The organism is Streptomyces sp. Ru73, from assembly GCF_002920575.1.
GTDB lineage: Bacteria > Actinomycetota > Actinomycetes > Streptomycetales > Streptomycetaceae > Streptomyces.
The window spans coordinates 1-24,039 of sequence record NZ_PQSQ01000110.1 but is presented as its reverse complement, the minus strand read 5'-3'; the positions used below and the strand labels follow the sequence as shown (position 1 = coordinate 24,039).

Sequence of the window (24,039 nt, the reverse complement as noted above, 5' to 3'; positions counted from 1 at the left end):
GCTGACCGAGCTGTTCCAGATGAAGGAGCTGCTGGAGGGCGCCGCCGCCCGGCTGCTGGCCTTCCGCGGCAACGTCCCCGAGACGGAGCTGCTGGAGGCCAACATGCGGGCCGCCGACGAGGCGGTCCGGGCCGGTGACGCCGAGCGGTACGCCGCCCTCGTGCACGAGTTCCACGACCTACTGGTCCGGGGCGCGGACAACGGCAAGCTGGAGGCGCACTACCGCACCCTGATGAACCAGCTCGCCTATGCCCGTCTGGTGCGTACGTCGCTGTCCCGGCCCGGCCGCCTCAGTGAGTCCGACAACGAGCACCACCGCGTCCTCGCGCTGATCCTCGCCAAGGACGGCGACGGTGCCGAGCGCGTGATGCGCGAGCACGTCCGCTTCAGCCACCAGGCGCTGATGGCGGAGATGGACCGGGAGGGCTGAGGCCAGTCCCTTCAGGCCGCCCCGTACGCCCCGTACGTCACGGGCGGGGCCAGGGGCGGCCGCCGATGCGTTCGATGTCGGTGTTGAAGCGGCGTAGGTAGGAAGCGAAGGCGGCGATGTCCTCGTCGGGCCAGTCCACGAGGATGTCGTCGAGGATGCGGATCATTTCCTCGCGTTCCTCGTCGAGCATCTGGGCGCCCTTGTCGGTGATGCGGAACTTGCGCGCCATTCCGCCGGCCGGGTCGGGGATGCGCTCCACGAGTCCGGCACGCATCGCCGCCGCCGTCTGCCGGTTCAGGGTGGAGGCGTCGAGCCCGAAGGCGTCGCTCAGCTCGCCGATGGACATGGGCCCCTGCATGCGGATGCGGCTGAGCAGGATGTAGGCGCTGCGCTCCAGCGCGCCGTCCTTGTGGCGTCCGCCCCGCTTGTTCAGATACGTGTGCCGGCTGAGCAGCATCTGTTCGTACTCGACCTCGTGTGTCGGCCTGACCATGCGTCCCGCCGCCTCCTGCTTCCCGCTCCTTGCCGCGCCGCCGACGCCTCGCGTCTCCAGGTGGCTCCTTGCTGCCATCTTCTCACGGGGATGCATCGTGCACATCATGTGGCCCATACATGCGACGTGTACGATGCACATCCATCCGCGCAAGCCATGCTGCCGCGACCACCCCAAGGAGTCCCCTCGATGGACGTCCCCCGCTCCCCCGGCCGTGCCCACGGCGTGGTCGCCACCCTGGCGGTCGCCGGCATCACGGCCGCGACCACGCAGACGCTGGTCACCCCGCTCCTCGCGGAGCTGCCGTCGATCCTGCAAGTTCACGCTGATCTGCGGCGCTCTGGTGATCGCCGCCGGGTACGGCCTGGCCCTGGCGCTGATGGGCACCGCCTGGGGCGTGCTGGTGTTCGCCCTTGTCATCAACAGTGGCGTGGGCCTCGCGTACGGTGCCATGCCCGCGCTCATCATGGGCGCGGTCCCGGTGTCCGAGACCGCCGCCGCCAACGGCTTCAACACGCTCATGCGTTCGCTCGGCACCTCGGTCGGCGCCGCCGTGATCGGCGTGCTCCTCTCGCAGCTGACCACCGCCCAGGGCGGCCACACCTTCACCTCCGAGAGCGGCTTCCGCGCCGGCCTGCTGACCGGCTGCGGCATCGCGCTGGTCGCCGTCGCCATCGCGGCCGCCATTCCCGCGGGGCCGCGCACCACCGCCGAGGCCGACGGCGCCGGCCCCGCCGCCGGGACCGCGCCCGGACACCTCGCCTCCGCACCGCGGCAGGGCTGACCGCCCCGCTCCGCAGCACCGCTACAGAGAGGAACAGGACCGCCGATGTCCTACCCCCACAGCCCGTCCGGCCCCGCCGGCCCTCAGGAGCCCGATCTCGACCTCGAAGCGCTCAAGGCCCGCTACCGTGCCGAGCGGGACCGCCGGATCCGCCCGGAGGGCGGCCGTCAGTACCAGCCCGTCGCCGGGCGGTTCGGGTACTACGACGAGGACCCGTACGCCGAGGCCGCGCCCGACCGCGCGCGGCTGCACGACCGCGTCGACGTGGTCGTCGTCGGCGGCGGCTTCGGCGGACTGCTCGCCGGCGCCCGGCTGCGGCAGGCGGGGGTGGAGTCGATACGGGTGATCGAGAAGGGCTCGGACTTCGGCGGCACCTGGTACTGGAACCGCTACCCCGGCATCCACTGCGACATCGAGTCCTACATCTACCTGCCGCTGCTGGAGGAGGTCGGCTACGTACCGAAGTGGAAGTACGCGCCGGGCGAGGAGATCCGGCAGCACGCGAGGGCGATAGGCCGGACCTTCGACCTCTACCGCGACGCGGTGTTCCAGACGCAGGTGACCGGGCTGCGCTGGGCCGACGACACGGACGAGTGGCTGGTGAGCACCGACCGGGAGGACCGGATACGGGCCCGGTACGTCATCACGGCGAGCGGCACGCTGAGCGAGGCGAAGCTCCCCGGCATCCCCGGGATCGATACCTTCCGCGGCCACACCTTCCACACCAGCCGCTGGGACTACGCCTACACCGGCGGCGACGCCGACGGCAACCTCCACAGGCTCGCCGACAAGCGCGTCGCACTGATCGGCACCGGGGCCACCGCCGTCCAGTGCGTGCCCCATCTCGGCGCCGACGCCCAGCAGTTGTACGTCTTCCAGCGCACGCCGTCCTCGGTCGACGTACGCGGCAACCGCCCCACCGACCCCCAGTGGGCCGCGTCCCTCTCCCCCGGCTGGACGCGCCGCCGCAGGGACAACTTCCTCGCCCTCGTCACCGGCGGGCAGGTGGCCGAGGACCTGGTGGACGACGGCTGGACCAGCAGCGCGCGTCTGCACCAGAAGCTCATCCCGAGCGACAGCTACCAGGACCTGCCGCCGGAGGAGCGGGAACGCGCCTACGAGCTGGCCGACTTCCAGAAGATGAACGGGATCCGGGCCCGGGTCGACGAGCTCGTCGAGGACCCGGCGACCGCCGAGCTGCTCAAGCCGTGGTACCGCTACATGTGCAAGCGGCCCACGTTCAGCGACAGTTACCTGCAGACCTTCAACCGGCCCAACGTCACCCTGGTCGACACCGCCGACAGCCACGGCGTCGAGCGGATCACCGAGGACGCCGTGGTGGCCGGCGGCACCGCGTACGAGGTCGACTGCATCATCTTCAGCACCGGGTTCCGGGTCGGGGTCTCCGGCATCACCTCCGGCCGGCTGCCGGTGCACGGCCGCGGCGGCACCACCCTGCCGGAGGCGTGGCGGGACGGCCCGCGCACGCTGCACGGCTTCTACAGCCACGGCTTCCCCAACCTCTTCCAGCTCGGGCCACTGCAGAACGCCAGTTCCGTCAATTTCGTGCATGTCCTCGACGAGCAGGCGACCCATGTCGCCGAGGTCATCAAGGCGGCGCGCACACGGCGGGCCCGGTACGTGGAGCCGACCGCCGAGGCCGAGGCCGCCTGGGTGGCGACCATCCGCGAGAAGGCACCCGACCAGTACGCCTTCCAGGCCGAGTGCACCCCCGGCTACTACAACAACGAGGGCATGCCCAGGAAGCGCAGCGAGTCCTTCGGGGACGGCCCGGTCGCCTTCCACGCGCTGCTGCGGGAGTGGCGCGCCAACGGCGGACTGCGGGACGTCCTCGTCGACGCCGCACCGGACGAGGGCTGAGGGCGGGGCGATGACGGAACACCTCAGCCGGTACGGCCGGGACGCGCCCGGGCCGGTCCCGGGCGAACGGTGGGACGTACGACGGCTCAACCTCCCCAGCCCGCTGTGGGGTTCGAACGGGGTGGCGTTCGGGCCCGACGGGCGGCTGTACGCGGCGCAGTTCCTGGCCGGACAGATCAGTGCCGTGGACCCGGCCTCCGGTGACGTGGAGACGATCGTGCCGATGGACGGCCCGGTGCAGTCACCGGACGACCTCGCCTTCGCGGCGGACGGCTCGATGTACATCACCGACCTGGTGCCCGGCCGGGTGTGGCGCCGCAGTCCGCAGGGCGCGTACACGCTGGTCTCCGACGAGGTGAAGGTGCCCAACGGCATCACTTGCGTCGGCGACCGGCTCTTCGTCAACGAGATGCGGATGAACGGCCGGCTGCTGGAGCTGTTCCCCGGCAGCGGCGAGGCCCCGAAGGTGCTCACCGAGGGGCTGGCGCTGGGCAACGCGATGCAGCTGGGCCCGGACGGCCATCTGTACTACCCGCACATGGTGACGGGCCAGGTCTGGCGCATCCCGCCGGACGGCGGCGCGCCCGAGCTGGTCGCCGAGGACGTGCACGAACCGGTCGCGGTCCGCTTCGACCTGGGCGGCGTGCTGATGGTGCTGTCCCGCGGCCCGGCCGGCCTCGTGACCCGTATCGACCTGCACGGCACCGGCTCCCGGACCGTGGTCACCAGCGGACTCGTGGGGCTGGACAACGCGGCGTTCGACGCGGAGAACCGGATGTTCGTCTCCAGCTTCGCGACCGGCGGCATCACCGAGCTGCACCCCGACGGCCGGACGCGGGAGATCGTGCCCCGCGGCCTCGACGGGCCGTTCGGGGTGACCGTCGACCTGGGCGGCACGGTGTACGCGGCCGACCACTACCGGGTGGCCGGGCCCGAGAGCCGTGCGGCGGCGGACACCAGCGACGTGGCCACGCACGTCCTGCGGCCGTTCGCGCACGGCATCGCCGCCCATGCCGGGCTGCTGCACCTCACCTCCCAGTACGGCGAGGTCACCAGCTACGACCCGGCGGCGGGCACCACCCGGGTACGGGCCGGTGGGCTGCGCCGGCCCACGGGCATCGCCGTACGGCGGGACGGTACGCTCGTCGTGGCCGAGACGGACGCCGGGCGGATCGTCGCCATCGGCGCGGACGACACCACCTGCGCGGAGGACACCGTCGCAGCGGAGGACGCCGTCACCGTGCTCGCCGAGGGCCTGGACGGCCCCGTTGACCTGGCGTTCGACGCCGAGGAGCGCTGTTACGTCAGTGACGAGCGGCGCGGGGCGGTCCTGCGGATCGACGACGGACGGGCCGTCACCGTGGCGGACGGGCTCGACGCCCCGCAGGGGATCACGGTGCTGGGCGACGAACTGTTCGTCGTGGAGACCGGGGCGCGGCGGCTGCTGGCCCTGTCGCTCACCACCGGGGAGCGGCGCGTGGAGGCGGCGGACCTGCCGGTCGGGCTGCCGCCGGGCACCGGGCAGCGGACCGAGCCCGCACTGTTCACGCACGGCATGCCCGGCGTGCCGCGGCCGTTCGCCGGGCTCACCGCGGCCCCCGGCGGCTGCCTGCTCCTCTCGGCCAACGGAGAGGGCACCGTACTGCGCCTGTCGCCCCGCGAAGCAGGCGCCACCGTTCACCGTGCCGGTGTCCCCGGCGGAGAGGAAACCCCATGACGTACGAGGATCTGGCAGGGCGTGGTGTCGTCGTCACCGGTGCGGCGTCCGGCATCGGCCGGGCGGCTGCCCTGAAGTTCGCGGCGGCGGGCGCCCGGGTGCTGGCCGCCGACCTGAACGAGGAGGGCGCCGAGGACGTCGTCCGCGAGATCGGGAAGGCCGGCGGCACCGCGCTCGCGGTCGCCGGTGACCTCGGCGACCAGCAGGTGGTGGACACGGTCGTCGAGCGGGCCGTGGCGGCCTTCGGCGGGCTGGACGTGCTGGTGAACAACGCCGGGATCATGGACCGGATGTCCGCGCTGGGCGAGACCGGGGACGCGGAGTGGGAGCGCGTGCTGCGCGTCAACCTGACCGCGCCGTTCCTGCTGACGCGGGCGGCACTGCCGCACATGCTGGACGCCGGGCGCGGCGCGATCGTCTTCACGGCCTCCGAGGCGGGGCTGTGCGGCGGCGCGGCGGGCGCTGCCTACACCGCGTCGAAGCACGGCGTGGTCGGCCTGGTGAAGAACCTCGCGGTGATGTACCGGAAGCAGGGCATACGGGCCAACGCGATAGCGCCGGGCCCGACGGCCACCGGCATCGCCGTGGACGCGGCGCCCGACGCGCACGGCCCCGCCGTGGTCGGCCAGTTGATCGGCGCGAACATCGGCCGGATGGGCAGCGCGGAGGAACAGGCCGACGCCATCCTCTTCCTGGCGTCCGACGCGGCCGCCTTCGTCAACGGCGCCGTGCTGCCGGTGGACGACGGCTGGTCGGCCGTCTGAGCCGGAAGGCTCCAACGGGCCGTGCCGCGCGGGGAGTTCGCGCGGCACGGCCCGTTCGCCGGCGAGCGCGGATCAGTCCTCCGCCGGCAGGTGGGCGAGGAAGTCCAGCAGCGCCTCGTTGACCTCCTCGGGGCGCTCCTGCTGGGTCCAGTGGCCGCAGCCCGGGAGCGTCACCTTGCGGTGCAGCTTCGGCGCGACGGTGTCGAGCGAGTCGATGACCCGGTCGATGCCGTGCAGGGAGGTGACCATGTCGCGGTCGCCGGCGACGTACAGCGCCGGGACGTCGATCCCCCGGCCGCGGAAGACCGCGAGGAGTTCGTTGTTGCGCCCGATGTTGCGGTACCAGTTGAGGGGCCCGGTGAAGGCACGCTCCCCGTGGTGCGCGTAGTCGCGCGCGAAGGTGTCGATGTCCTCCTCGGTGAGCCAGGACGGCAGCTCCGGGTCCGGCCCCGTGCCGAGCAGCGGGGCGCCCTCGGGGACGATCCAGGGGCGCGGCGTCTTGTTGGCGGGGTTGTCGCCCGAGCCGTTGAACAGCATCCGGCGGAAGGTCGAGGGCAGGTCCCTGGCCAGCTCGGCGTCCGCGACGCCCGGCTGCTGGAAGTAGACCTGGTAGTAGCGGTCGCCGTACTGCTGCCGGGTGACCGACGGCGGCGCCATCCCGGCGGGCAGGACCGGCGGGACGCTGAGCCCGGCGACGCCGCGTACGACGTCCGGGCGGAGCATCGCGGTGGTCCAGGCGACCGGCGCGCCCCAGTCGTGGCCGACGACCACGGCGCGCTCCTCGCCCAGCGCGTGGATCAGGGCGGTCACGTCCCCGGTGAGGTGCAGCAGGCTGTACGCGTCGGCGTCGGCGGGCTGCTCACTGCGGGCGTAGCCGCGCTGGTCGGGCGCGACGACCCGGTACCCGGCGGCGGCCAGCGGGCCGAACTGGTGGCGCCAGGAGTACCAGCTCTCCGGGAAGCCGTGCAGGAGGACGACCAGCGGCCCCTCACCCTGCTCGGCGATGTGCAGCTCGACCCCGTTGACCTTGACGAAGCGGTGCTCGATCTCGGCAGTCACGCGTCCTCCAGCGTACGTCTGGGCAGTACGGTCCGGGCCTGCCCCGGACGACATGAGCAAGAGCCTACGCTCCTGTCGCAGCAGCCTGTCACGCGGTATCAAGCAGGACAATGACAGGGGCGTAAACCTTTGGGTTACGTCACCTCTGATCACGTACCATGGGCGCATGAACTGGCCGGCCACCGAGCGCTACTACCCCACCGCCGTGCCCGGCGGCCTCGGCCTCGTCCAGGATCTGCTGAACACCGCGTCCGGCGGCCGGCCGCGCCGCCCCGACCTGCTGGGCGAGGTGACCGCCGCACAGGAGTGGGCCGCGGCGGCGCTGCGCTCCTGGGCCGAGGGCACGGGCCGGGCCCGGGTGCGGCTGACGCTCACCGAGGAGGACCTGCCGCACCTGCGCGCACTGCGCGAGCAGCTGCGGCGCGCGCTGACCGCCCGGCACGAAGCGGCGGACGGCGAGCCGGTCCGCTTCACCTCGTGCCTGCTCCGGGTCAGCCTGCACGGCGACGCCACACTGACCGCCGAGCCCGAGGGCGCGGGCGGGCACTGGCTCACCTCCGCCGTCCTGGGCGAGGCGCTGCTGGCACAGGCCACCGGGACCTGGCAGCGGCTGAAGATCTGCCGCAACGAGAAGTGCGGCGGTGCGTTCTACGACCGCTCGCGCAACAACAGCGGGGTCTGGCACTCCACCCGCGGCTGCGGCAACGCCGCCAACCTCCGCGCCTCCCGGCAGCGCCGCCGCGCGCGCGAACAGGAACCGGCCGAGGCGCCGGGCGACTGACGGGCCGGCCGCCCGGACGCGGAGGGGTACGGCCGAGGAGTCAGCGCCGTGCGCACGCTCCGGTGCACAGGCCGGCGGCGCGCACCCGGTGCACGTGGACCACGAGGTCGTGCCACCGCGCGAGGGCGACGGCGTGCTCCGGCTCGGGGTACGCCGTGCCGATGCTGCGGGTGGGGCGCGGGGTGCTCAGCCAGGAGCGCGCGGCGTGCGGGAGCGTGCGCAGGTCCACCAGGAAGTCGCGGTACCGCACCCGGTCGAGCAGGTGCTCGTTGCTGCCGGGCCGCGCGGGGCCGAGCCGGACGACGCGGGTCTCGCCACTGGGCGCCGAGGCGTTGAACGCGCCCCGGTCGAAGGTCTGCCCGATGCTCAGATAGCCGGCGCCGAGCCGGTCGCGCAGGAAGGCGCCCTGCATCTTCGGGTAGTTCGCCGGGTCGGAGGTCTCGTAGGCGACGTGCGCGTCGTGTGCGGAGAGCAGGATCTTGTCGCCGGTACGGCGCTGCCACCACACCACGTTGTCGGTCATCAGCCGGTCGCGGTAGCGCATGGCCGCGGCGACCTGCCGCGGGTCGTCGAAATCGAAGGCGTAGCCGCGGGCCGTCTGGTCCAGGGCCGTCGCGTGCTGCACGGTCCAGGCGTACCGCTCCGTACGCCGCTCAGCGGGTGTGGCGCTGCGGGTGAGCAGCCGCAGGGCGCGGGTGGTCCGGGCGGCCCGTTCCTTGCGGTCGGCCAGGGGCAGCTTCAGGTAGTCGCGCATGGTGGCGCCTGCGGAGGTGGTCGGCCGCAGGCCGCGGTAGAGCGCGGTGAAGCGGGGCAGCAGGTCCGGGCGGGTCCGTGCGACGTACCGGGTCACCGTGTCGTACAGCTCGGGTCCGGCGTAGCCGAAGTCGTCGCCCATGAAGCGCAGCGGGTCGTGCGGGTGGCGGACGTTGTAGCCGCGCATCCACCGGATCAGCGCCAGGTACTCGGCGTTGTTCCACCACAGATAGGTGTCCTGGAACTCCTCGGCCATGATCCGCCGCGGATCGCCGCGGCCGGTCAGCAGGTACGCGTCCAGCCGCCGGCCGGTGCTCCAGCTCGCCTCCAGCGCGAACGTGCGGAAGCCCTTCTCCGTCACCAGGTACCGCAGGACGCGGTGCTTCATGGTGAAGAACTCGTGCGAGTTGTGCGTGGCCTCCCCCAGCCCCACGACCCGGGCGTCGCCCACCATCCGGCCGAGCGGCCGCAGGTCCCGCAGCTCTCCGTACGGTGCGGTGGTACGCAGCGGCCGGGCCCGCTGGTCCAGCTCCGCGAGGACCGGCCCCTCGGTCGTGGGCGGCGGGGCAGCGGCCGTCACGGCCGCGAGGCAGAGCGACAGGGCGAGCAGGAGGAGAGCCGTACGTCTGCGTGTCATGCCGTCAGGCTGTCCGGCCGCCGCGCCGGCGGCCATCCCGTACGCCTCCGGGTCCCGGTGGGGACTGCCCTACCCGTCAGCCCTGGCTCTCAGGGATGCCCGGCGTACGGGCCTAGGCGCACAGGGCGGCGTCGGCCGGCTCCCAGCGGGCGCAGACCGCCTTGCCGCCCGGCCGCTGCACGACCTCCACCGTCGTGGCCAGCCGCTCGATGATGTGCCAGCCGTGGCCGCCCGCGCCGCCGAGGTCGCCCTGCCGGGCCACGGGCGACGCCTCGCTCGCGTCGTGCAGCTCCACCACCAGGGACCCGTGCCGTACGGAGACGTTCAGCCGCCACCAACCCGCCGCGTGCCGCTCGGCATTGGCGATGAGCTCGGAGACGACGAGCACCACCGCGTCCCGGTCGGCCCATGGGCATTGCTCCGCCAGGAAGGCGGCCGTGGCAGCCCTGGCCTGTGAGACGTCGGCCTCCTGCGAACTCGTGATCATCCCGTTCGTTCCTCCGGTCTGCACCGGTCTCCCGCTGTGGGCGCGGCGGAAGCTTGCGCACACTTTTCGCATGGTACGGGTTTTTCCCCGCCCATGACCTCCGCGACGCCATCGCTCGGAGGTGCTGGTGCCCACAGTGGCGGCTCTCACACCGCCCATACCGGAACTGACCCGGCGGCACATGCCGCGGGCAGCCGCCGCGGCCCGCGGGTACGGGCCGGAAGTGACCTCGGATCCGTTGGGGCCTTTGATGTTTAACTGCTCCGTTCGGGGCAGTACGTCATGAAGGGAACCGTCAGCACAACGTGACCGGGGACCGGCCGAGCCGACCGGCCGTCACCGGACTCACCCCACAGGAGGTACCGCGCTCGTGTCCACCGACAACGAAGCACTGAACGTCGAGGTCGAGGTCGAGGTCCGCAGCCCCGACACCGCCGTCGTCACGGTCGGCGGGGAGCTGGACCTCGACTCGGCGACGCTGCTCCACCACCACCTGGTCAACCAGCTCCACCACGGGCGCCGCCACCTGGTGCTGGACCTGGCCGCCCTGGACTTCATGGACTCCATGGGCCTGAACGTCCTGCTGCGCGCCACCCGGGAGGCCCGCCAGGTCTCCGGCAACCTCTACGTGGCCGCGCCCACGCCCGCCGTGAGCCGGCTGCTGGAGCTGACCGGGCTGAGCGCGACGAGCCCGGTCTACGCGACCGTGGCGGACGCCCTGGCGGCCACCGCCGAAGCCCCGGCCGCCCCGCAGGGCCAGTGACACCTGCGGCCCCCGGCGCCGCCGGGGGCCGCACCGTTCAGTTCCCGGGCGCGACCACGCGTACGGCGAGCGCGAGCGTGTCGTCGGAGTGCAGTATGACCCGGTGCATGTCCTCGGCGAGCGCGCCGGGAATCTCGTCGATCGGCCGGTAGCGGTGGCGGCGGGCGCTCTCGATGAGCCGGCGTTCGCCCTCCAGCGGGTCGCGCCGGCTCTCGGTCAGGCCGTCGGTGTAGAGCATCAGGAGATCGCCCGCTTCGAGGCGGGTCTCCCGTACCTTCTCGCTGCCCGGCGCCGGGAAGCCGATGCCCCGGCCGCGCACCTCCTGGTACTCCCCCGTGCCGTCCGCGCGCATCACCAGGGCCGGCGGGTGGCTGCCGTTGGCCAGCTGCACCCGGCCGCTCTTCGGCTCGATCCTCGCCAGCAGCACCGTCGCCATCAGCTCGGGGTCGAAGGGCGCGAGCACTTCGTTGACGCGTTCGACGATGAAGTGCAGCGGATGGCCTTCGAGGGCCAGCGTGCGGACGGCATGGGTGACGTTCAGGGCGCTCTTGGTGCTGCGTACGCCGTGCCCGAGGGCGTCCACGACGGTGATGTGCACGGTTCCGTCGGGCAGCACGAACCAGTCGTAGAAGTCGCCGCCGGTCGGCGCCGCGGCCTCCGCCGGCGCGTAGTGCACCGCCAGTTCGAGGCCGTCGACGGTGATGGGGGACGGCCGCAGCGCGTCCTCCAGCTCGCGCAGGATCTTGCCGTGCGCGTTGCGCAGCTGCTCGTCGCGCTCCTCGAGCTGGACGTAGAGCGCCAGCACACCGCTGTTGGTCTCCGCGAGCTCGTGCTTGAGGCGCTGGTGCTCGGCGGTGACGGCGTCGAGGTGGGCGAGCGCGGCACGCAGCTCCTCCTCCAGCGCGGCGGCCTCCGCCGAGGGCACCGGCACCTGCCGCGTGCCGTCCGGCCGCGCGGCCTGCCGGTCCTCGGCCTGCCGGTCCTCGGCCTGCCGGTCCTCGGCCTGCCGGGGTACGGACGGGCCGTCCCCGGCCGCGGGCCGCGCCCCGTTGCCGTGACCGTCGCCCGCCGCGGGGGCCTGGGCCGGGATGCCGGGGCCGTCGTGCGCGCCGGGCGTCACATGCCAGACGGCGGCGCCGTCGGCGGTCACCTGCGCGGGCAGCGGCAGACCCGAGGTGGGCAGCATGCACCGCTTGAGCGGGGCGCGCAGCACGACGGTCAGCGGGCCCGGCCCGGTGCTCTGCGGCGCGGGCAGCGTCTCCAGGACGGTGTAGCCGCCCGCCTGGAACTCCTGCTGCGCCACCGCCGATATGGCGAGGACCAGCCTGGCGCGGGTCTCGATGGGCAGCTGGTGGGCGTCACCGAGCCGGCGCACCGCGCCGCGGAGCGCGGGCAGGGTGTGGAAGGTCTGCGGGGTCACGGCATTCTCTGTCGGGAGGTGGCGGCCAGTACGGTCGCGTCGTCGCGGGTGATCCGGTGTCCGTGCGCGAGGGAGGCGGCCAGCAGGGGCGGCGGCAGCCTCAGGGTGAAGAGCGGGGGCGCCTGGCTCCAGCGGTGGTTGATGCCGTCCGTGTGCAGCACCGCGATGCCGTCGGGGCCCAGCGGGAGGTCGCTGACCCGGGAGGCTGCGGGCAGTTGCAGCCCCGCGATGCCGGGCCGGCCGGTGAGCCGGTGGTGGACGCCGTCGGGGCCGAGCACCAGGACCCGGATGTTGCCGACACCGCAGTACTCGCCGTGCTCCTCGTGCAGGCGCAGCAGGCCGACCGCGGCACCGCGGGTCCGCCGCAGCGCGCGGTGGACGGTGGTGAGGACGTCCGGCAGCGGGGCTTCCGGTACCCGCCGGAAGGCGCGCAGCGCGGTCTGCGCGGCCTCGGCGGCGGCCGGCCCGTGGCCCAGCCCGTCGACGACGATCGCGGTACGGAAGTCCTCGGTGTCGACGACCGTGCAGCCGTCCCCGCTCTCCTGCTCGCCCTCGGCGGGCAGGCACACCGCGCCCACACCGTCGCCGCAGGCCGGGCGCCGCTCCGGCGCGCAGAGCCGGGCGCAGGCCAGCGTGCCGTCGGCGGAGCCGCTGCGGATGCTGAAGTGGGTCGCTATCCGGCTCACGGCCCCCAGGCCGGCGCCGAGCGTGCCGGTGGTGCTGTAGCCGTCGGCGAGGCACTGTTCCAGTTCGGGCATGCCGGGGCCGCGGTCGGCCGCGAGGACCTCCATGCCGCCGCCCGCGGGCAGTTCCTGGAGGTACAGGGCGCCGTCCGTGGCGTGCTTGGCGAGGTTGCTGCCCAGCTCCGACGCGACGACCGCGGCCTGGTGCGGCAGCGCGCCGGACAGGCCGCACCGCTCGGCGAGCTGTCCGGCGGCCTGGGCCGCCATGTGCACGGCGCTGTAGTGGTCGATGCGGATGGCGGTGGTGGGCGGGACGGAGACGTCGGTCAACGGCTCGCCCACCGTGTGGCCACGACGGTCGTGCCACGGCCTTCCGCGGTGTCCACCTCGAACTCGTCCATCAGCCGGCGCGCGCCGCCCAGACCGTGGCCCAGCCCGGCACCCGTGGTGTAGCCGTCGGTCAGCGCGGTGTCGAGGTCGGCGATGCCCGGCCCCCGGTCCCGGACGACCAGCCGCAGCCCCTTCTTGTCGGGGCGCACCGGGTACTCGATGGTCAGGGTGCCGCCCCCGCCGTGGATGTAGGCGTTGCGGGCCAGCTCACTGGCGGCCGTCACCACCCGCGTCTGGTCCACGATGCCGAAACCCGCGCGGATGGTGGCGGCGCGTACGGCGTGCCGTACGGCCAGCAGGTCCTCCTCGCTCTCGACGGGGTACACCGACGGCCCCTCGGTGCCGTCGGTGACCGCGTCCGGGCCGGCGTCCGTGAACTCGGCGACGGTGGCGTGCAGTTCACCTATGGGCGTCACGCAAGACTCCCTCGGGTGCCTGAGGACTTCGGTGCCAGCCCAGGGCCGCGAGGCCCTGTTCGGCGTTGAGCGCGGTCTCCACGCCGGTCAGCTGGAGGCCGAGCTCGACCAGGGTGATGGCGACGGGGGGCTGCATGCCCGCCACTATGACCCTGGCACCCAGGAGCCGGGACATGGTGGTCAGCTCCATGAGCATGCGCGCCACGTAGGAGTCGATGATCTCCAGGCGGGAGATGTCGATCAGCACTCCGCGCGCCCGGTCGGAGGAGATCCGCTCGGTCAGCTCGTCCGCGAAGGCGACGGCCGCCTTGTCGTCGAGCTCGTTGAGCAGCCCCGTGACCAGGACGTCGCCGAGGCGCAGGATGGGTACACCGGTCGAGGCAGGCACGCTCATCGCTCCGCCAGCTCGGTCGCCGCGGGGGCGTCCCGCAGCTCGATCGCCGCGGAGAGCGCGTCGGCGAGCGTGGCACGGGTGAGGATGGTCGACAGGTCGATGCCCAGCTGGGCGATGGTCTGCGCGATGGGCGGCCGGATGCCGCTGATCACGCAGTCGGCGCCCATCAGGCGTACCGCGTTCACCGTGTGCATGAGGTGCTGGGCGACCGCGGTGTCCACCGTGGGGACACCGGTGATGTCGATGATGGCGATCCGCGCCTCGTGCTCCTGGATGGCCTGGAGGAGGTTCTCCATGACCACTTGGGTGCGGGCGGTGTCCAGGGTGCCGATCAGCGGCACCGCGAGCACCTGCCGCCAGAGGCGGACCACCGGCGTGGAGACCTCCAGCAGCTGCCTGCTCTGCCGGCGGATGATCTCCTCGCGCCCTTCGACGTACGTCTCGAAGCAGAGCGCACCGGCGCCGTCGAGCAGCTGGTTGATCAACAGCGCTGCCTCGAACAGCTCGTCGCCGTCGTGCGTCCGCCGCTGCACGGCCGCGAGCAGTGCTTCCTTGAGGCTGAGCACCGCCATGGACGTCGCGGTCGGAGCCGCGCCCTTGCGGGCCCTGCGCATGGAGAACTCGGACACGGCGCGGCGCAGGTCCTGGTGGGACGCGACCACGCGATCCACGGCCACGTCGCTCTTCAGGCCCGCGGTGAGCGCGCCGATGAGGCCGTCGGCCTCCTCGCGCAACTCGCCCTCGCCCAGCCCGGCCTCCGACGCCGTCCGCGTCAGCTGCAGCTGCACCCAGCGGTCGGCGATGTCGTCGGCCGCTGTCTCCAACGCACCGGCGACAAGCTCGCGCACGCCGGTCTCGGTGGAACTCAAAACCACGATCCTTCCAGGTCAACGGCGTTTCCCGGTGGGCCCCGGGAGGTGCTCGACCGCGACCGGACGTCACCTTCCCGAGCTCTGTCGGCCCGGCAAATCTTACCGAGCGCAGTTAAGCACGCAAAGATCCACCAGCGCTGCCCCGCCGTCGGCCAAGTACTGGCAGCCGCACCCCAGTACCCCCTGCAACGCATTCCTCACCTGTTGTTCCGGACGAATTTCGAGTGGCCGGTCCCGGCCCCTGACGACAGGGGGAATTCCGGTCCCCGGGACGGCAGATGTGGCGACCGTCACCCGGTCCGGCGGCCTCGTCCCACCGGTCCGGGTGACCGCTCGCCGTTCCGTGCGGTGCGGCTCAGCCCTTCCGGGTCTCCGGCTGCTCGGTCGTGCCCGTCCGGACCTGCGCCGCGGTGGGCTCCGCGCCGCTCTTGTCCACCACCGCGCGCTCCAGTACGGCCGCGCTGGACAGCAGGGTGCCGGCCTTGCCGAGCGGGCCGTCCTCGGTCAGGTAGGTGCGGGAGCCCAGGAAGGAGAGGTCGTCGGCGTCGAAGACCCACTCCGCCCGCTCGCCGTACCGGGTGTCGGTACGGGCGATGCCGACGCCGTGCCGGCCGATGGCGTCGTGCGCCCGCGGCGCCTCGGTGACGCCCGGGATCCGGGCGGCCGCCCGGTACAGCGCGGCGGCCTGCTTCGGCGGCACGATCTGCTCGGAGACCAGGGAGCCGATCGTCTGGAAGACGGCCTGGTCCCGCTCCTTGCCGGCGGTCTCGGTGGTGTGGGCGTAGAGGTACTTCAGCAGCGCGTCGGGGTCGGTCGGGAGCGAGGCCAGGAAGCGGTACGTGGGCCGGTGGAGGCCCGGCTCGGTGCCGTTCTCGTCGCCCAGTTCGGGGTTGATCGGCAGGGTCTCGCCGTGCTCGCGGATGACGCCGAGCCTCTTGACCGGGCCCGGGCGCTGCGACAGCCAGACCTCCCGGTCCTCCAGCGGGCCGGTGACCACCTTGCCGCTCGTCTGGTCACCGTTGCGGCCCTTGCTCTTCACGTACACGAACTGGTCGTCCCGTACGGGTGTGGTGCCGGTCGCGAGGGCGACCTCGGAGATCCGGCCCAGCAGGGCCGTCGCCCCGTGCGCGGCGGCGGTGCCCTGTGCCTGGGGCACGGCCTTCGCGCCGGTGCCGCCCTCGCCCGCCACGGCGAGGCCCACGGTCAGCGCTCCGGCCAGGGCCAGCGCCGTCACCGGTGCCAGCACGGCCGGGCGCAGCACCCGGCGGCGGGCGGGGGTGCGGTCGCGGGCCCGGTCACGGTCGATCTGTCGCATCAGGATGTCCTTGTGGTGGAGGTGGCGCTCCGTCGGGAGGTCCCGGTTCGCCGGGGCCGGCAGCAGCTCGGCCAGTTCCTCGATCGCGTCCCGGTCGTGGCCGGGACGGGGGGTGGCGTCGGTCACGGGGTTTCCTCCTCGGCGGGCAGGGACGCGAACGCGGCCCTGCTTGTTACCTCTCCGCGGGCCCGCCGCGGTTCCGTGCTGCGCGCGTTCCGGTCCGGCTGCCGACCCGGCTGCCGCGCCGGGCCGGCTGCGGTGTGCTCCGTACTGAGCCGGCTCAGCCGCTCGCGGGCGCGCGACAGGCGCGAACGCACCGTGCCCACCGGGATGTCGAGCGCCTCGGCGGCCTGCGCGTAGTCCAGTCCCGACCACACGCACAGGGCCAGCACCTCGCGTTCCGGCCGGCGCAGCCGGTGCAACGCGGCCTGGACGGCGGCGAGCCGGCGGGCGTCGTCGATCCGGCCTGCCGTCTCGTCGGCGAAGTCGTCCACCGGGGGCGGGGCCGGGGTGCGGGCGAGGAAGGCGAGCCGCCGGCGCAGGCTGCGGTGGGCGTTGTGGGCCTTGTGCGTCGCGATGCCCAGCAGCCAGGGCCGGAGCGAGCCGCCGTCCGGAAGGACGCGCTCGCGGGTGGACCAGGCGGTCAGGAAGGTGTCGGACATGATCTCTTCGGCGTCCGACCAGTCGCCGGTCAGCCGCAGCGCGTGGTGGTAGACCGCCCGTGCGTGCTCGTCGTACAGGTCGGCGAACGCCTGACGGTCCCCGGCCCGGATCCGTCGGCGCAGCGCGTCCGCGTGCTCTGATTGCTTCACACCCGTTACCTGTTCGCGGACCCCGAGCCGTTCCAGTGATCTGGACCACGCTCCCCGGGTGCTTCCGGAAGGCGGCCCGGTGCCCCTTTCTACCTGGCGCCGCACGGCGCGCTCTCCGGGCATCCCGTCGCACCGGACCGCGAGGGCCGGCAGGACGGCACGGTCCGGACGGGCCGAGGGGACGAGGGAGGCGATCCTCACCGTCGCCGAGCGGATGTTCGCCGAGCACGGGGTGTTCGCCGTCTCCAACCGGCAGATCAGCGAGGCCGCAGGACAGGGCAACAACGCTGCCGTCGGCTACCACTTCGGCACCAAGACCGACCTGCTGCGGGCGATCGTCCGCAAGCACGCCGCACACATCGAGGAACTGCGCCGGGAGATGCCGGCGGAGACCGGCGACTCGTTGGACGTACGGGACTGGGTGGCCCGTCTGGTGCGCCCCAGCACCGACCACCTGGCCGAGCTGGGCAGCCCCACGTGGTTCGCGCGGTTCGCCACGCAGATGATGACCGATCCGGTACTCCGCGAGGTCATGACCGAGGAGACGTTCGGGCCGCCGGTCCAGCAGACCCTCGACGGTCTCAACCGGTGCATCCCCGACCTGCCGCTGCCCGTACGGATCGAACGCGGCGAAATGGCCCGGCACTTGCTGATGCACATGCTCGCCGAACGGGAACGCGCGCTCACCGAGAACACCCACACCACCCGGTCCACCTGGCCGGAATACGCCGACGGGCTCATCGACGCCATCACCGGCATCCGGCGCGCGCCCGTCACACCGCGCCCTTGACCGCCCCTGACGCACGTCCGCACGGCGCCGCGGTACGCCGCTCCGCGCCCTGCGGCGCTCAACGGCCCCCGCCCCACACACTCCGGGCTCGCGGAACGCGTCTCGGCGGGCGAGCCGACCCGGCAGGAAGCGGCCCGGATGGGGGTGCTGCTGCTGATCGCCGGGCACGAGACGACCGCGAACATGATCGCCCTCGGCACGCTCGCGCTGCTCGAACACCCCGCGCAGCTCGATGAGTTGCGTGCCACGGACGACCCGAAGCTCATCGCGGGCGCCGTCGAGGAGCTGCTGTGGTACCTGCACATCACCCACAGCGGCCGCCGCCGGGTGGCCACGGCCGACATCGAGGTCGGCGGGCAGTTGGTGCGGGCCGGTGAGGGGCTGATCCTCGCCAACGACATCGGCAACCGCGACCCTGAGGTCTTCCCCGACCCCGACCGGCTCGACATCCACCGCGACGCCCGGCACCACGTGGCGTTCGGCCTCGGCGTGCGCCAGTGCCTGGGCCAGAACCTGGCCCGCATGGAACTGCAGGTCGTCCACGGCACCCGCTACCGGCGCATCCCCACGCTGCGCCTCGCGGCCGGTCTGGCGGACATCCCGTTCAAGCACGACGGTTCCGTCTACGGCGTGTACGAGCTGCCCGTCACCTGGTGACCCCGCTCCCCCGGCCCGACCCAGCCGATTGTGGCGCGTGCCACACCCGCGAGAAGGCATTACTTAGGTAAGCCTAAGCTAAGTTGTGTCATGGCGCTCTTCCCCAGGAGTGCCGTCCGTTAAGGAGATTGACGCAGCATGACCTCACTCATCCTCCGCATCCGCCGTACCGCTGCGATCGCCGTGGCCGTCGCGGCCGGCAGCTCGCTCAGGCTCGCCGGCACCGCCACCACGCACTCCGGCCCCGCCGCCGGCAAAGCGGTCACGGCCGCGCCGCTGACCGCCGTCCTCTACCAGTCCGCGTACTCCGTGAACCGCGCCCGCCTCGGCCACTGAGCCGCCCCGGCCGCCCGCGCGGACACCGGCACTCCGGCACGCGCACGGCGGGGTGCCGGCGGGTCGCCCCCGCCGGTACCCCGCCCGTCACGACGTCTCGCTCGCCTCGGAGACGAGACGCCCGTGCCCGGCGAGCGCCCGTGCCCAGCGGGCGCCCGCTGAAGCCGGACGACTTCCGGTGAGTATGAGCGCAGGTCAGGGGCGCTTGCGGGCGCGCAGTACGGCGTCCCGCAGGGTGACCTCACGGCCGCCGTGGCCGGTGGCCGTACGCGTCCTCGCCTCGGCGACGAGGACGTCCCAGTGGTCCGGGTCCAGGCCGGCCGCCACCTCCGCCGCGGTGAGGTGCACCTCGCCCGGCGCGTCGTGCGTCCCGTCGGTGCCGTGACCCGACGGGTCGTGGGAGACGACGAGCAGGGTGCCGCCCGGCGCGACCGCGGCGGCCAGCCGGCCGAACAGCTCGTGCGGCGCACCCGCGGTGTGCACGTAGTGGGTGGTGACCAGGTCGAAGCGGCCCTCGGGCGGGACCCAGCCGGTGAGGTCGGCCTCCCGCCACTCGATCCGGCCGGCCACCTCGGCACCGCACGCCGCCGCCTGCCGCCGGGCCCGGTCCAGCGCACCGGCGGCGATGTCCACCGCGGTCACCCGCCAGCCGCGCGAGGCGAGCCAGCGTGCTTCGGCGCCCTCGCCGCAGCCCGCGTCCAGCGCCGTACCGGGTGGCAGCTCCCCGGCCTCCGCCACGAGGTGCGGGTTGGGCGGCCGCAGCCCGGCATCGCCGTGGCCGCGGTATCGCTCCTCCCAGTACTCCTTGCCGAACTCGCCGTGCGGGGCGGCCGGTTCCCCGGTCGCGGTGCCCGGTTTCCCAGCCGCAATGGTCGGTTCCCCGGCCGCGGCGAACGGTTCCCCAGCCGCAGTGGTCGATCCCTCGTTCACAGCGCTCGGTTCCTCGGTCACGATGCCCGGTTCCTCTCCATGTCGTTCAGGCCGTGGCGGCGGTCGCCCGCCACCAGTTCGCAGACGCGCGCCTCGGTCCCGGGCGCGAACGGGTCGCGGTACGCGGCGACCGCCCGCCGCGTCTCCTCGGCGATCAGGTCGGCGTTGATCTGCGCTGCCGCCGCAGCGCCCGCCGCGGCCGCCGCACCGACCTGGGCCACCGGATCGGTGACGTTGCCCGCCGCCCATACGCCCGGAGCCTCGGTACGGCCGGCCGCGTCGACGGGCAGGTACTCACCGGCCCCCGAGGGGTGTTCCGCAGGCCGCAGTCCCAGCCCGGCCAGGAATCCGGCACGCGCCACCATCCGCGGCGCGACCGCCAGCGCCTCCCGGGCGACGACCGTGCCGTCGGCCAGCCGCACCCCCGCCAGCCGGTCACCGGCCGTCTCCACGGCCGCCACCTCGCCGGTCACCACCCGGATGCCGCGTGCCGCCAGCTGCTCCGCCTGCTCGCCGGCCGGCGGCTCGGAGGTGTGGGTGAAGAGTGTGACGTCGGCGCTCCACTGCCGGAACATCTGCGCCTGGTGCACCGCCATGGGGCCGACGGCCAGTACGCCGATGGCCCGGTCGCGGACCTCCCAGCCGTGGCAGTACGGACAGTGCAGTACGTCCTTGCCCCAGCGCTCCCGCAGCCCCGGCACGTCCGGCAGCTCGTCCACCACTCCGGCGGTCACCAGCAGCCGGCGCGCCCGGACAGCGCGGCCGTCGGCCAGCGTGACGGCCAGCCCGGCCGCGTCCCGTTCCACCGCGGCGACCTCTCCGGTCACCACCCGGCCGCCGTACTCGCCGACCTCGGCCCGGCCGCGCTCCAGCAGTTCGGCCGGCGGCATCCCCTCGCGGCCCAGCAGGCCGTGCACCCCGTCGGCGGGGGCGTTGCGCGGTGCGCCCGCGTCGATCACCACCACCGACCGCCGCGCCCTGGCCAGCATCAACGCCCCGCTCAGGCCGGCGGCGCCACCGCCGACGACCACCACATCACAGCTGCTGCTCAGCTCATCGGTCATCGTGACCACCTCCTTCACGACGACGATGCGGCACCCTCCGACAAACCCGCAAACATCTTTGCCGGTATGGCAATCTGGAAGGCATGGACCACGACCTCGACCAGGTACTGGAAGCAGTCGGCCCCCGCCTCCGCGCCCTGCGCAAGCAGCGCGAGATCACCCTGACCGACCTGTCGGCGGCGACCGGCATCTCGGTGAGCACCCTGTCCCGGCTGGAGTCCGGCGACCGCCGCCCCAACCTCGAGCTGCTGCTGCCCCTCGCCAAGGCGCACGGCGTCACGCTCGACGAGCTCGTCGACGCCCCGCCCACCGGGGACCCGCGCATCCACCTGCGCCCCGTCACCGCGCACGGCATGACCATGCTGCCGCTGACCCGCCGGGCCGGCGGCATCCAGGCGTACAAGCTCATCATCCCGGCCGACGGCACGCGCCGGGAGCCCACTCCGCAGACGCACGAGGGCTACGAATGGCTCTACGTCCTCAACGGCCGTCTGCGGCTCGTCCTCGGCGAGCACGACCTGGTGCTCGCGCCGGGCGAGGCGGCCGAGTTCGACACCCGCGTACCGCACTGGTTCGGCGCCGCCGACGCCGAACCGGTCGAGTTCCTGAGCCTCTTCGGCAAGCAGGGCGAACGGGCCCACCTCCGCGCCCGCCCGAAGCCGAAGGAGTCCGCCGAACGGGCCGGTTAGGGCGTGTGCGGTGGGTTCGGTCGCCGTTGCGGGCGCCGGGTGAGGTCAGGACCGTAAAAAACCGTGGCACCCGCTCACTTCGCCGGGTACGGTCTCGATCGTGTTTTCACCGCGCGGGCCCAATGGCTCCGCGCGCGGCCGTAGTTCCCACGCTGAGAGCAGGTTTCGTCCATGGCATGTCGTATCAGTGAGCTCGTACTCGGTTGCCGCGAACCCGAGGTGCTGGCGCGGTTCTGGTGCGAGGTCCTGGACTTCGTGGTGCTGGACCGCGAAGACGACGGCACCCTCGAGATCGGGCCGCGGGAGGGGTTCGGCGGCCCGCAGCCGACGATCATCCTCAGCCGCCGGGACGAGCCGGAGCCGGGCAAGTCCCGGCTGCACATCGACGTCAACGCCACCGACCGCGATCAGGACGCCGAGCTCGAACGCCTGCTGAAGCTCGGGGCGCGCCGGGCCGACATCGGTCAGACGGGCGAGGAGCAGTGGCATGTCCTCGCCGACCCCGAGGGCAATGAGTTCTGCCTGCTCAAGGCCCGTCTCAGCCCGCTCTGACGGGTCTGCGCCCGGGCCTGCGGGCAGCTGTGTGCGGGCACCTGCGCCCCCCCCGATGCTTCGGTAGCCTGCCGGCAGCTGGGCGTCGGGGGGAGCTGTCCGTGGAGAATGTGCTGTCCGTGGCCATCGGGGCGGGTTTCGGTCTCGTAGGGGCCGTGTTCGGGGCGTGGTTCACCGCGCGCCGGCAGGACCGTATGTGGCTGCGCGAGCAGAAGCTGAAGGCCGGGGTCGGCTTCAACACCGCGGTGGCCCAGCTCATCGACTACCTGCGGGACACCCGGGTGAGTGACGACGGCGCCGGGGGCAACGAGCTGGCGGGCCGGATGCAGGAAGCCCGGTCGGCCCTCTACCTCCTGTGCGCCGACGACACCGTCGATCTCGCCGATGCCCTCGCGCGCCGGGTCTGGAGTTCCCGGCCCAGCGAGGGCAGGGACGACCGCAGGGCCGAGCACAGGGAGACGCTGGATCTCCTCCGCCGCTTCACCCAGCAGCTGCGGCGCGAGATCGCCGAGACGTAGACCCCGTACCGGCGATCAGGCGCAGCCCCGTACCGGCCGCCGGAGGCCCACCAGGCCCCCGGCGCGACCCGCGTGGTCAGTCCGCCGGCGGCTGCGGGCGGACGGTGAGGATCTGCTGGGCGTGGCCGACCGGGCCCGTGGTGTCGTGCAGGACGGTGCTGGTGATGCCCTGTCCGGTGGGGCCGAAGACGACGGTCGTGTCCAGGCCCGTCCAGCGGCCCTCGGGCTGCCGGTGCAGGTGGATGGTCAGGTCGACGTTGGGGAACATCCACTGGTCGGGCGACTGCCGGACGGCGATGCCGTTGGCGGTGTCGACCAGGGCGACGTACGAGGCCAGGGGGCTCGCCGGCTCGCCCGCGACGAGGTCGACCCCGGTGGCGACCCAGGCGGTGGTCCGGCCGGGCCGCGGCGGGGCGACCGGCCGGACGTCGAGGGTGGCGATGTAGCCGCCGGGCCAGACCCCGGCCATGTGCCAGGGCTCCAGCTCCTCGGGCGGGGTGAGCCGGTCGGCGCCGCCGCCCGCGACGGCCGCGGTGTCCAGCGCGGTGAGCAGCCAGGCGCGGGCGCGTACCACCGGGCGGCCCGCTATGAGCACCGTCGCCTCGATCAGTTCGATGGTGCGGCCGGGCCGGACGGTCTCCACCCGGATCTCGCACTCGTCGGTGGCGAGGCGCCCGAGGATGTCGAAGCTGATCCGGCCGAGGACCATGCCGGTGTCGGGGCGGCCGGCCAGGTACTGGTCGATGGCGTGCACGACCAGCCCGCCGAGCGGGCTGAAGTGCTGTTCGTCCGGGTCCCAGGCGCCGCCGACGTGAGCGGTCGGCTTGTACCGGTGCTCGTCGATGCGCTCGAAATAGCTGTCCGGGGCCGGTGCGCTGGCGTTCAACGGGTCACTCCTCGGCGGGCTGGCGAAGATCGATGGTACTGCCAAGGACAATGTAGACGGCGGCGCTGGACACGGTGCCCGCCGCCGGGCCCGGACGGCGGGTGACGGGTCGGCGGCGGCAGGTCAGCCGGTGACCGGGACGCGGTTCCGCAACCGGATGTCGTCGAGCGAACGGCCGGTCTCGGCCGTGTACGTGCCGGGCACCAGCCGCCAGCCGTACGTGTCCTCGTCCCAGATCTGCGCGGCGCGGCGGTCCAGGGCCACGCGCGCCTCGGCGGTCTCGCCGGGGGCCGCCGTGACGGTGGCGAAGCCCGCGAGCCGGCGGACCGGCCGTTCGACGGTGTCGCCGTCCGGCACGGCGAGGTAGACCTGGACCACCTCGCGGCCGGGGCGGTCGCCGGTGTTGCGCACCCGTACGGTGACCGTACCCAGCTCCGCACCGGCCCCGTCCGCGTCTCCGTGCCCGTCCGCGGCGGGCGCGTACGTGGCCGACTCGTACTCCCAGTCGGTGTATCCCAGACCGTGGCCGAAACAGTACGCGGGCACGGCGCCCGCCCGCTGCCAGGCGCGGTAGCCGATGAAGACGCCTTCCTCGTACGGGAGTCGGCCGTTCTCCGGGGTGACGCGGGTGACGGGCGCGTCGGCCAGCCGGGCCGGCCACGTGGTGGGCAGCCGCCCGCCGGGCTCCTCGGCGCCGAGGAGGACGTCCGCGAGCGCCGCACCGGCCTCCTGGCCGGGGAACCAGCCGAGCAGCACCGCCGCCACC

26 protein-coding genes and 2 pseudogenes are annotated in these 24,039 nt (G+C 73.3%); 13 read left to right on the top strand and 15 right to left on the bottom strand.

The annotated features are described in order from the left end of the window. Positions 1-430: GntR family transcriptional regulator (locus C3486_RS31575; RefSeq protein WP_146075098.1), on the top strand; the 430-nt coding region annotated here is incomplete at its 5' end. Positions 431-467: 37 nt separating this feature from the next. Here C3486_RS31575 and C3486_RS31570 read toward each other — a convergent pair. Continuing rightward, positions 468-923, bottom strand: a complete 456-nt coding sequence (locus C3486_RS31570; protein WP_103836282.1) for a MarR family winged helix-turn-helix transcriptional regulator — start codon at positions 921-923, stop codon at positions 468-470. Between the two features lie 307 nt (positions 924-1,230). On the opposite strand from C3486_RS31570, the pseudogene C3486_RS31565 reads away from it, so the two are divergent. The 4 genes and pseudogenes from C3486_RS31565 to C3486_RS31550 all read left to right on the top strand — a co-directional run. After that, positions 1,231-1,707, top strand: a pseudogene (locus C3486_RS31565) (MFS transporter); the annotation flags it as partial. 45 nt (positions 1,708-1,752) lie between these two features. Further along, the gene (locus tag C3486_RS31560) at positions 1,753-3,588 is read left to right on the top strand and encodes an NAD(P)/FAD-dependent oxidoreductase (protein ID WP_103836281.1); all 1,836 of its coding nucleotides are present in this window, start codon (positions 1,753-1,755) and stop codon (positions 3,586-3,588) included. A 10-nt stretch (positions 3,589-3,598) separates the two neighbouring features. Next, on the top strand, positions 3,599-5,305 hold the full coding sequence (locus C3486_RS31555) for a PQQ-binding-like beta-propeller repeat protein (protein ID WP_103836280.1): 1,707 nt from the start codon (positions 3,599-3,601) through the stop codon (positions 5,303-5,305). After that, positions 5,302-6,069 (top strand): SDR family NAD(P)-dependent oxidoreductase, encoded by a 768-nt coding sequence (locus tag C3486_RS31550; protein WP_103836279.1) that lies wholly within the window; start codon positions 5,302-5,304, stop codon positions 6,067-6,069. Before C3486_RS31555 ends, C3486_RS31550 begins: the two co-directional genes overlap by 4 nt. A gap of 72 nt (positions 6,070-6,141) precedes the next feature. Here C3486_RS31550 and C3486_RS31545 read toward each other — a convergent pair whose 3' ends face one another. Further along, positions 6,142-7,128, bottom strand: coding sequence for an alpha/beta fold hydrolase (locus C3486_RS31545; RefSeq protein ID WP_258053104.1), 987 nt, complete (start codon positions 7,126-7,128; stop codon positions 6,142-6,144). Between the two features lie 166 nt (positions 7,129-7,294). Between C3486_RS31545 and C3486_RS31540 the strand changes: the two genes are divergently transcribed. Then, on the top strand, positions 7,295-7,909 hold the full coding sequence (locus tag C3486_RS31540; RefSeq protein ID WP_103836277.1) for a CGNR zinc finger domain-containing protein: 615 nt from the start codon (positions 7,295-7,297) through the stop codon (positions 7,907-7,909). Positions 7,910-7,949: 40 nt separating this feature from the next. Here the strand turns inward: C3486_RS31540 and C3486_RS31535 are convergent, their stop codons facing one another. Then, positions 7,950-9,299: an erythromycin esterase family protein gene (locus C3486_RS31535; RefSeq protein WP_103836288.1), complete on the bottom strand. Its 1,350-nt coding sequence runs from the start codon at positions 9,297-9,299 to the stop codon at positions 7,950-7,952. Positions 9,300-9,411: 112 nt separating this feature from the next. Continuing rightward, a complete protein-coding gene (locus C3486_RS31530; RefSeq protein WP_103836276.1) occupies positions 9,412-9,786 on the bottom strand; it encodes an ATP-binding protein in 375 nt (124 codons plus the stop codon). A gap of 370 nt (positions 9,787-10,156) precedes the next feature. On the opposite strand from C3486_RS31530, the gene C3486_RS31525 reads away from it, so the two are divergent. Beyond that, positions 10,157-10,549 carry an STAS domain-containing protein gene (locus C3486_RS31525; RefSeq protein WP_103836275.1) on the top strand — a complete coding sequence of 131 codons (393 nt, stop codon included), beginning with the start codon at positions 10,157-10,159 and terminating at the stop codon, positions 10,547-10,549. A 37-nt stretch (positions 10,550-10,586) separates the two neighbouring features. Here C3486_RS31525 and C3486_RS31520 read toward each other — a convergent pair whose 3' ends face one another. The 7 genes from C3486_RS31520 to C3486_RS31490 form a co-directional block, all read right to left on the bottom strand. Beyond that, entirely contained in the window at positions 10,587-11,969 is a 1,383-nt protein-coding gene (locus C3486_RS31520) for a PP2C family protein-serine/threonine phosphatase (RefSeq protein ID WP_103836274.1), read from the bottom strand. After that, complete coding sequence (locus C3486_RS31515; protein ID WP_258053103.1) at positions 11,966-12,982, bottom strand: SpoIIE family protein phosphatase; 1,017 nt, start codon at positions 12,980-12,982, stop codon at positions 11,966-11,968. The genes C3486_RS31520 and C3486_RS31515 overlap by 4 nt, the downstream gene beginning before the upstream one ends. Further along, complete coding sequence (locus C3486_RS31510; protein ID WP_374936947.1) at positions 12,979-13,458, bottom strand: anti-sigma regulatory factor; 480 nt, start codon at positions 13,456-13,458, stop codon at positions 12,979-12,981. The genes C3486_RS31515 and C3486_RS31510 overlap by 4 nt, the downstream gene beginning before the upstream one ends. Further along, positions 13,442-13,852 (bottom strand): STAS domain-containing protein, encoded by a 411-nt coding sequence (locus tag C3486_RS31505; RefSeq protein WP_103836273.1) that lies wholly within the window; start codon positions 13,850-13,852, stop codon positions 13,442-13,444. The genes C3486_RS31510 and C3486_RS31505 overlap by 17 nt, the downstream gene beginning before the upstream one ends. Next, positions 13,849-14,721, bottom strand: a complete 873-nt coding sequence (locus C3486_RS31500; protein WP_103836272.1) for an STAS domain-containing protein — start codon at positions 14,719-14,721, stop codon at positions 13,849-13,851. Before C3486_RS31500 ends, C3486_RS31505 begins: the two co-directional genes overlap by 4 nt. A 358-nt stretch (positions 14,722-15,079) precedes the next feature. Beyond that, positions 15,080-16,165: a CU044_5270 family protein gene (locus C3486_RS31495; RefSeq protein ID WP_258053102.1), complete on the bottom strand. Its 1,086-nt coding sequence runs from the start codon at positions 16,163-16,165 to the stop codon at positions 15,080-15,082. After that, positions 16,162-16,824, bottom strand: coding sequence for an RNA polymerase sigma factor (locus C3486_RS31490; RefSeq protein ID WP_258053105.1), 663 nt, complete (start codon positions 16,822-16,824; stop codon positions 16,162-16,164). Before C3486_RS31490 ends, C3486_RS31495 begins: the two co-directional genes overlap by 4 nt. Before the next feature lie 148 nt (positions 16,825-16,972). Here C3486_RS31490 and C3486_RS31485 point away from each other — a divergent pair, with 148 nt between their 5' ends. The 3 genes and pseudogenes from C3486_RS31485 to C3486_RS31475 all read left to right on the top strand — a co-directional run bounded on the left by C3486_RS31485 (position 16,973) and on the right by C3486_RS31475 (position 18,634). After that, on the top strand, positions 16,973-17,641 hold the full coding sequence (locus tag C3486_RS31485) for a TetR/AcrR family transcriptional regulator (RefSeq protein WP_103836285.1): 669 nt from the start codon (positions 16,973-16,975) through the stop codon (positions 17,639-17,641). Positions 17,642-17,722: 81 nt separating this feature from the next. Beyond that, positions 17,723-18,298: pseudogene (locus tag C3486_RS31480) on the top strand (cytochrome P450); the annotation flags it as partial. A gap of 138 nt (positions 18,299-18,436) precedes the next feature. After that, entirely contained in the window at positions 18,437-18,634 is a 198-nt protein-coding gene (locus tag C3486_RS31475; RefSeq protein ID WP_103836270.1) for a hypothetical protein, read from the top strand. Positions 18,635-18,829: 195 nt separating this feature from the next. Here the strand turns inward: C3486_RS31475 and C3486_RS31470 are convergent, their stop codons facing one another. Both C3486_RS31470 and C3486_RS31465 read right to left on the bottom strand, forming a co-directional pair. Further along, on the bottom strand, positions 18,830-19,585 hold the full coding sequence (locus C3486_RS31470; RefSeq protein ID WP_258053101.1) for a bifunctional 2-polyprenyl-6-hydroxyphenol methylase/3-demethylubiquinol 3-O-methyltransferase UbiG: 756 nt from the start codon (positions 19,583-19,585) through the stop codon (positions 18,830-18,832). Then, entirely contained in the window at positions 19,582-20,628 is a 1,047-nt protein-coding gene (locus tag C3486_RS31465) for an NAD(P)/FAD-dependent oxidoreductase (RefSeq protein WP_103836283.1), read from the bottom strand. Before C3486_RS31465 ends, C3486_RS31470 begins: the two co-directional genes overlap by 4 nt. Before the next feature lie 83 nt (positions 20,629-20,711). Between C3486_RS31465 and C3486_RS31460 the strand changes: the two genes are divergently transcribed. The 3 genes from C3486_RS31460 (at position 20,712) to C3486_RS31450 (ending at position 22,387) form a co-directional block, all read left to right on the top strand. Next, positions 20,712-21,317, top strand: coding sequence for a helix-turn-helix domain-containing protein (locus C3486_RS31460; protein WP_103836269.1), 606 nt, complete (start codon positions 20,712-20,714; stop codon positions 21,315-21,317). Positions 21,318-21,488: 171 nt separating this feature from the next. Beyond that, on the top strand, positions 21,489-21,869 hold the full coding sequence (locus tag C3486_RS31455; protein WP_103836268.1) for a VOC family protein: 381 nt from the start codon (positions 21,489-21,491) through the stop codon (positions 21,867-21,869). 101 nt (positions 21,870-21,970) lie between these two features. Next, positions 21,971-22,387, top strand: coding sequence for a hypothetical protein (locus tag C3486_RS31450; protein ID WP_103836267.1), 417 nt, complete (start codon positions 21,971-21,973; stop codon positions 22,385-22,387). A gap of 76 nt (positions 22,388-22,463) precedes the next feature. On the opposite strand, the gene C3486_RS31445 is transcribed toward C3486_RS31450, so the two are convergent. Together C3486_RS31445 and C3486_RS31440 are read right to left on the bottom strand one after the other, a co-directional pair. Next, on the bottom strand, positions 22,464-23,273 hold the full coding sequence (locus C3486_RS31445) for a thioesterase family protein (RefSeq protein ID WP_103836266.1): 810 nt from the start codon (positions 23,271-23,273) through the stop codon (positions 22,464-22,466). A 123-nt stretch (positions 23,274-23,396) separates the two neighbouring features. Then, the coding region (locus C3486_RS31440; RefSeq protein ID WP_181138758.1) for a fibronectin type III-like domain-contianing protein at positions 23,397-24,039 on the bottom strand (643 nt) is incomplete at its 5' end.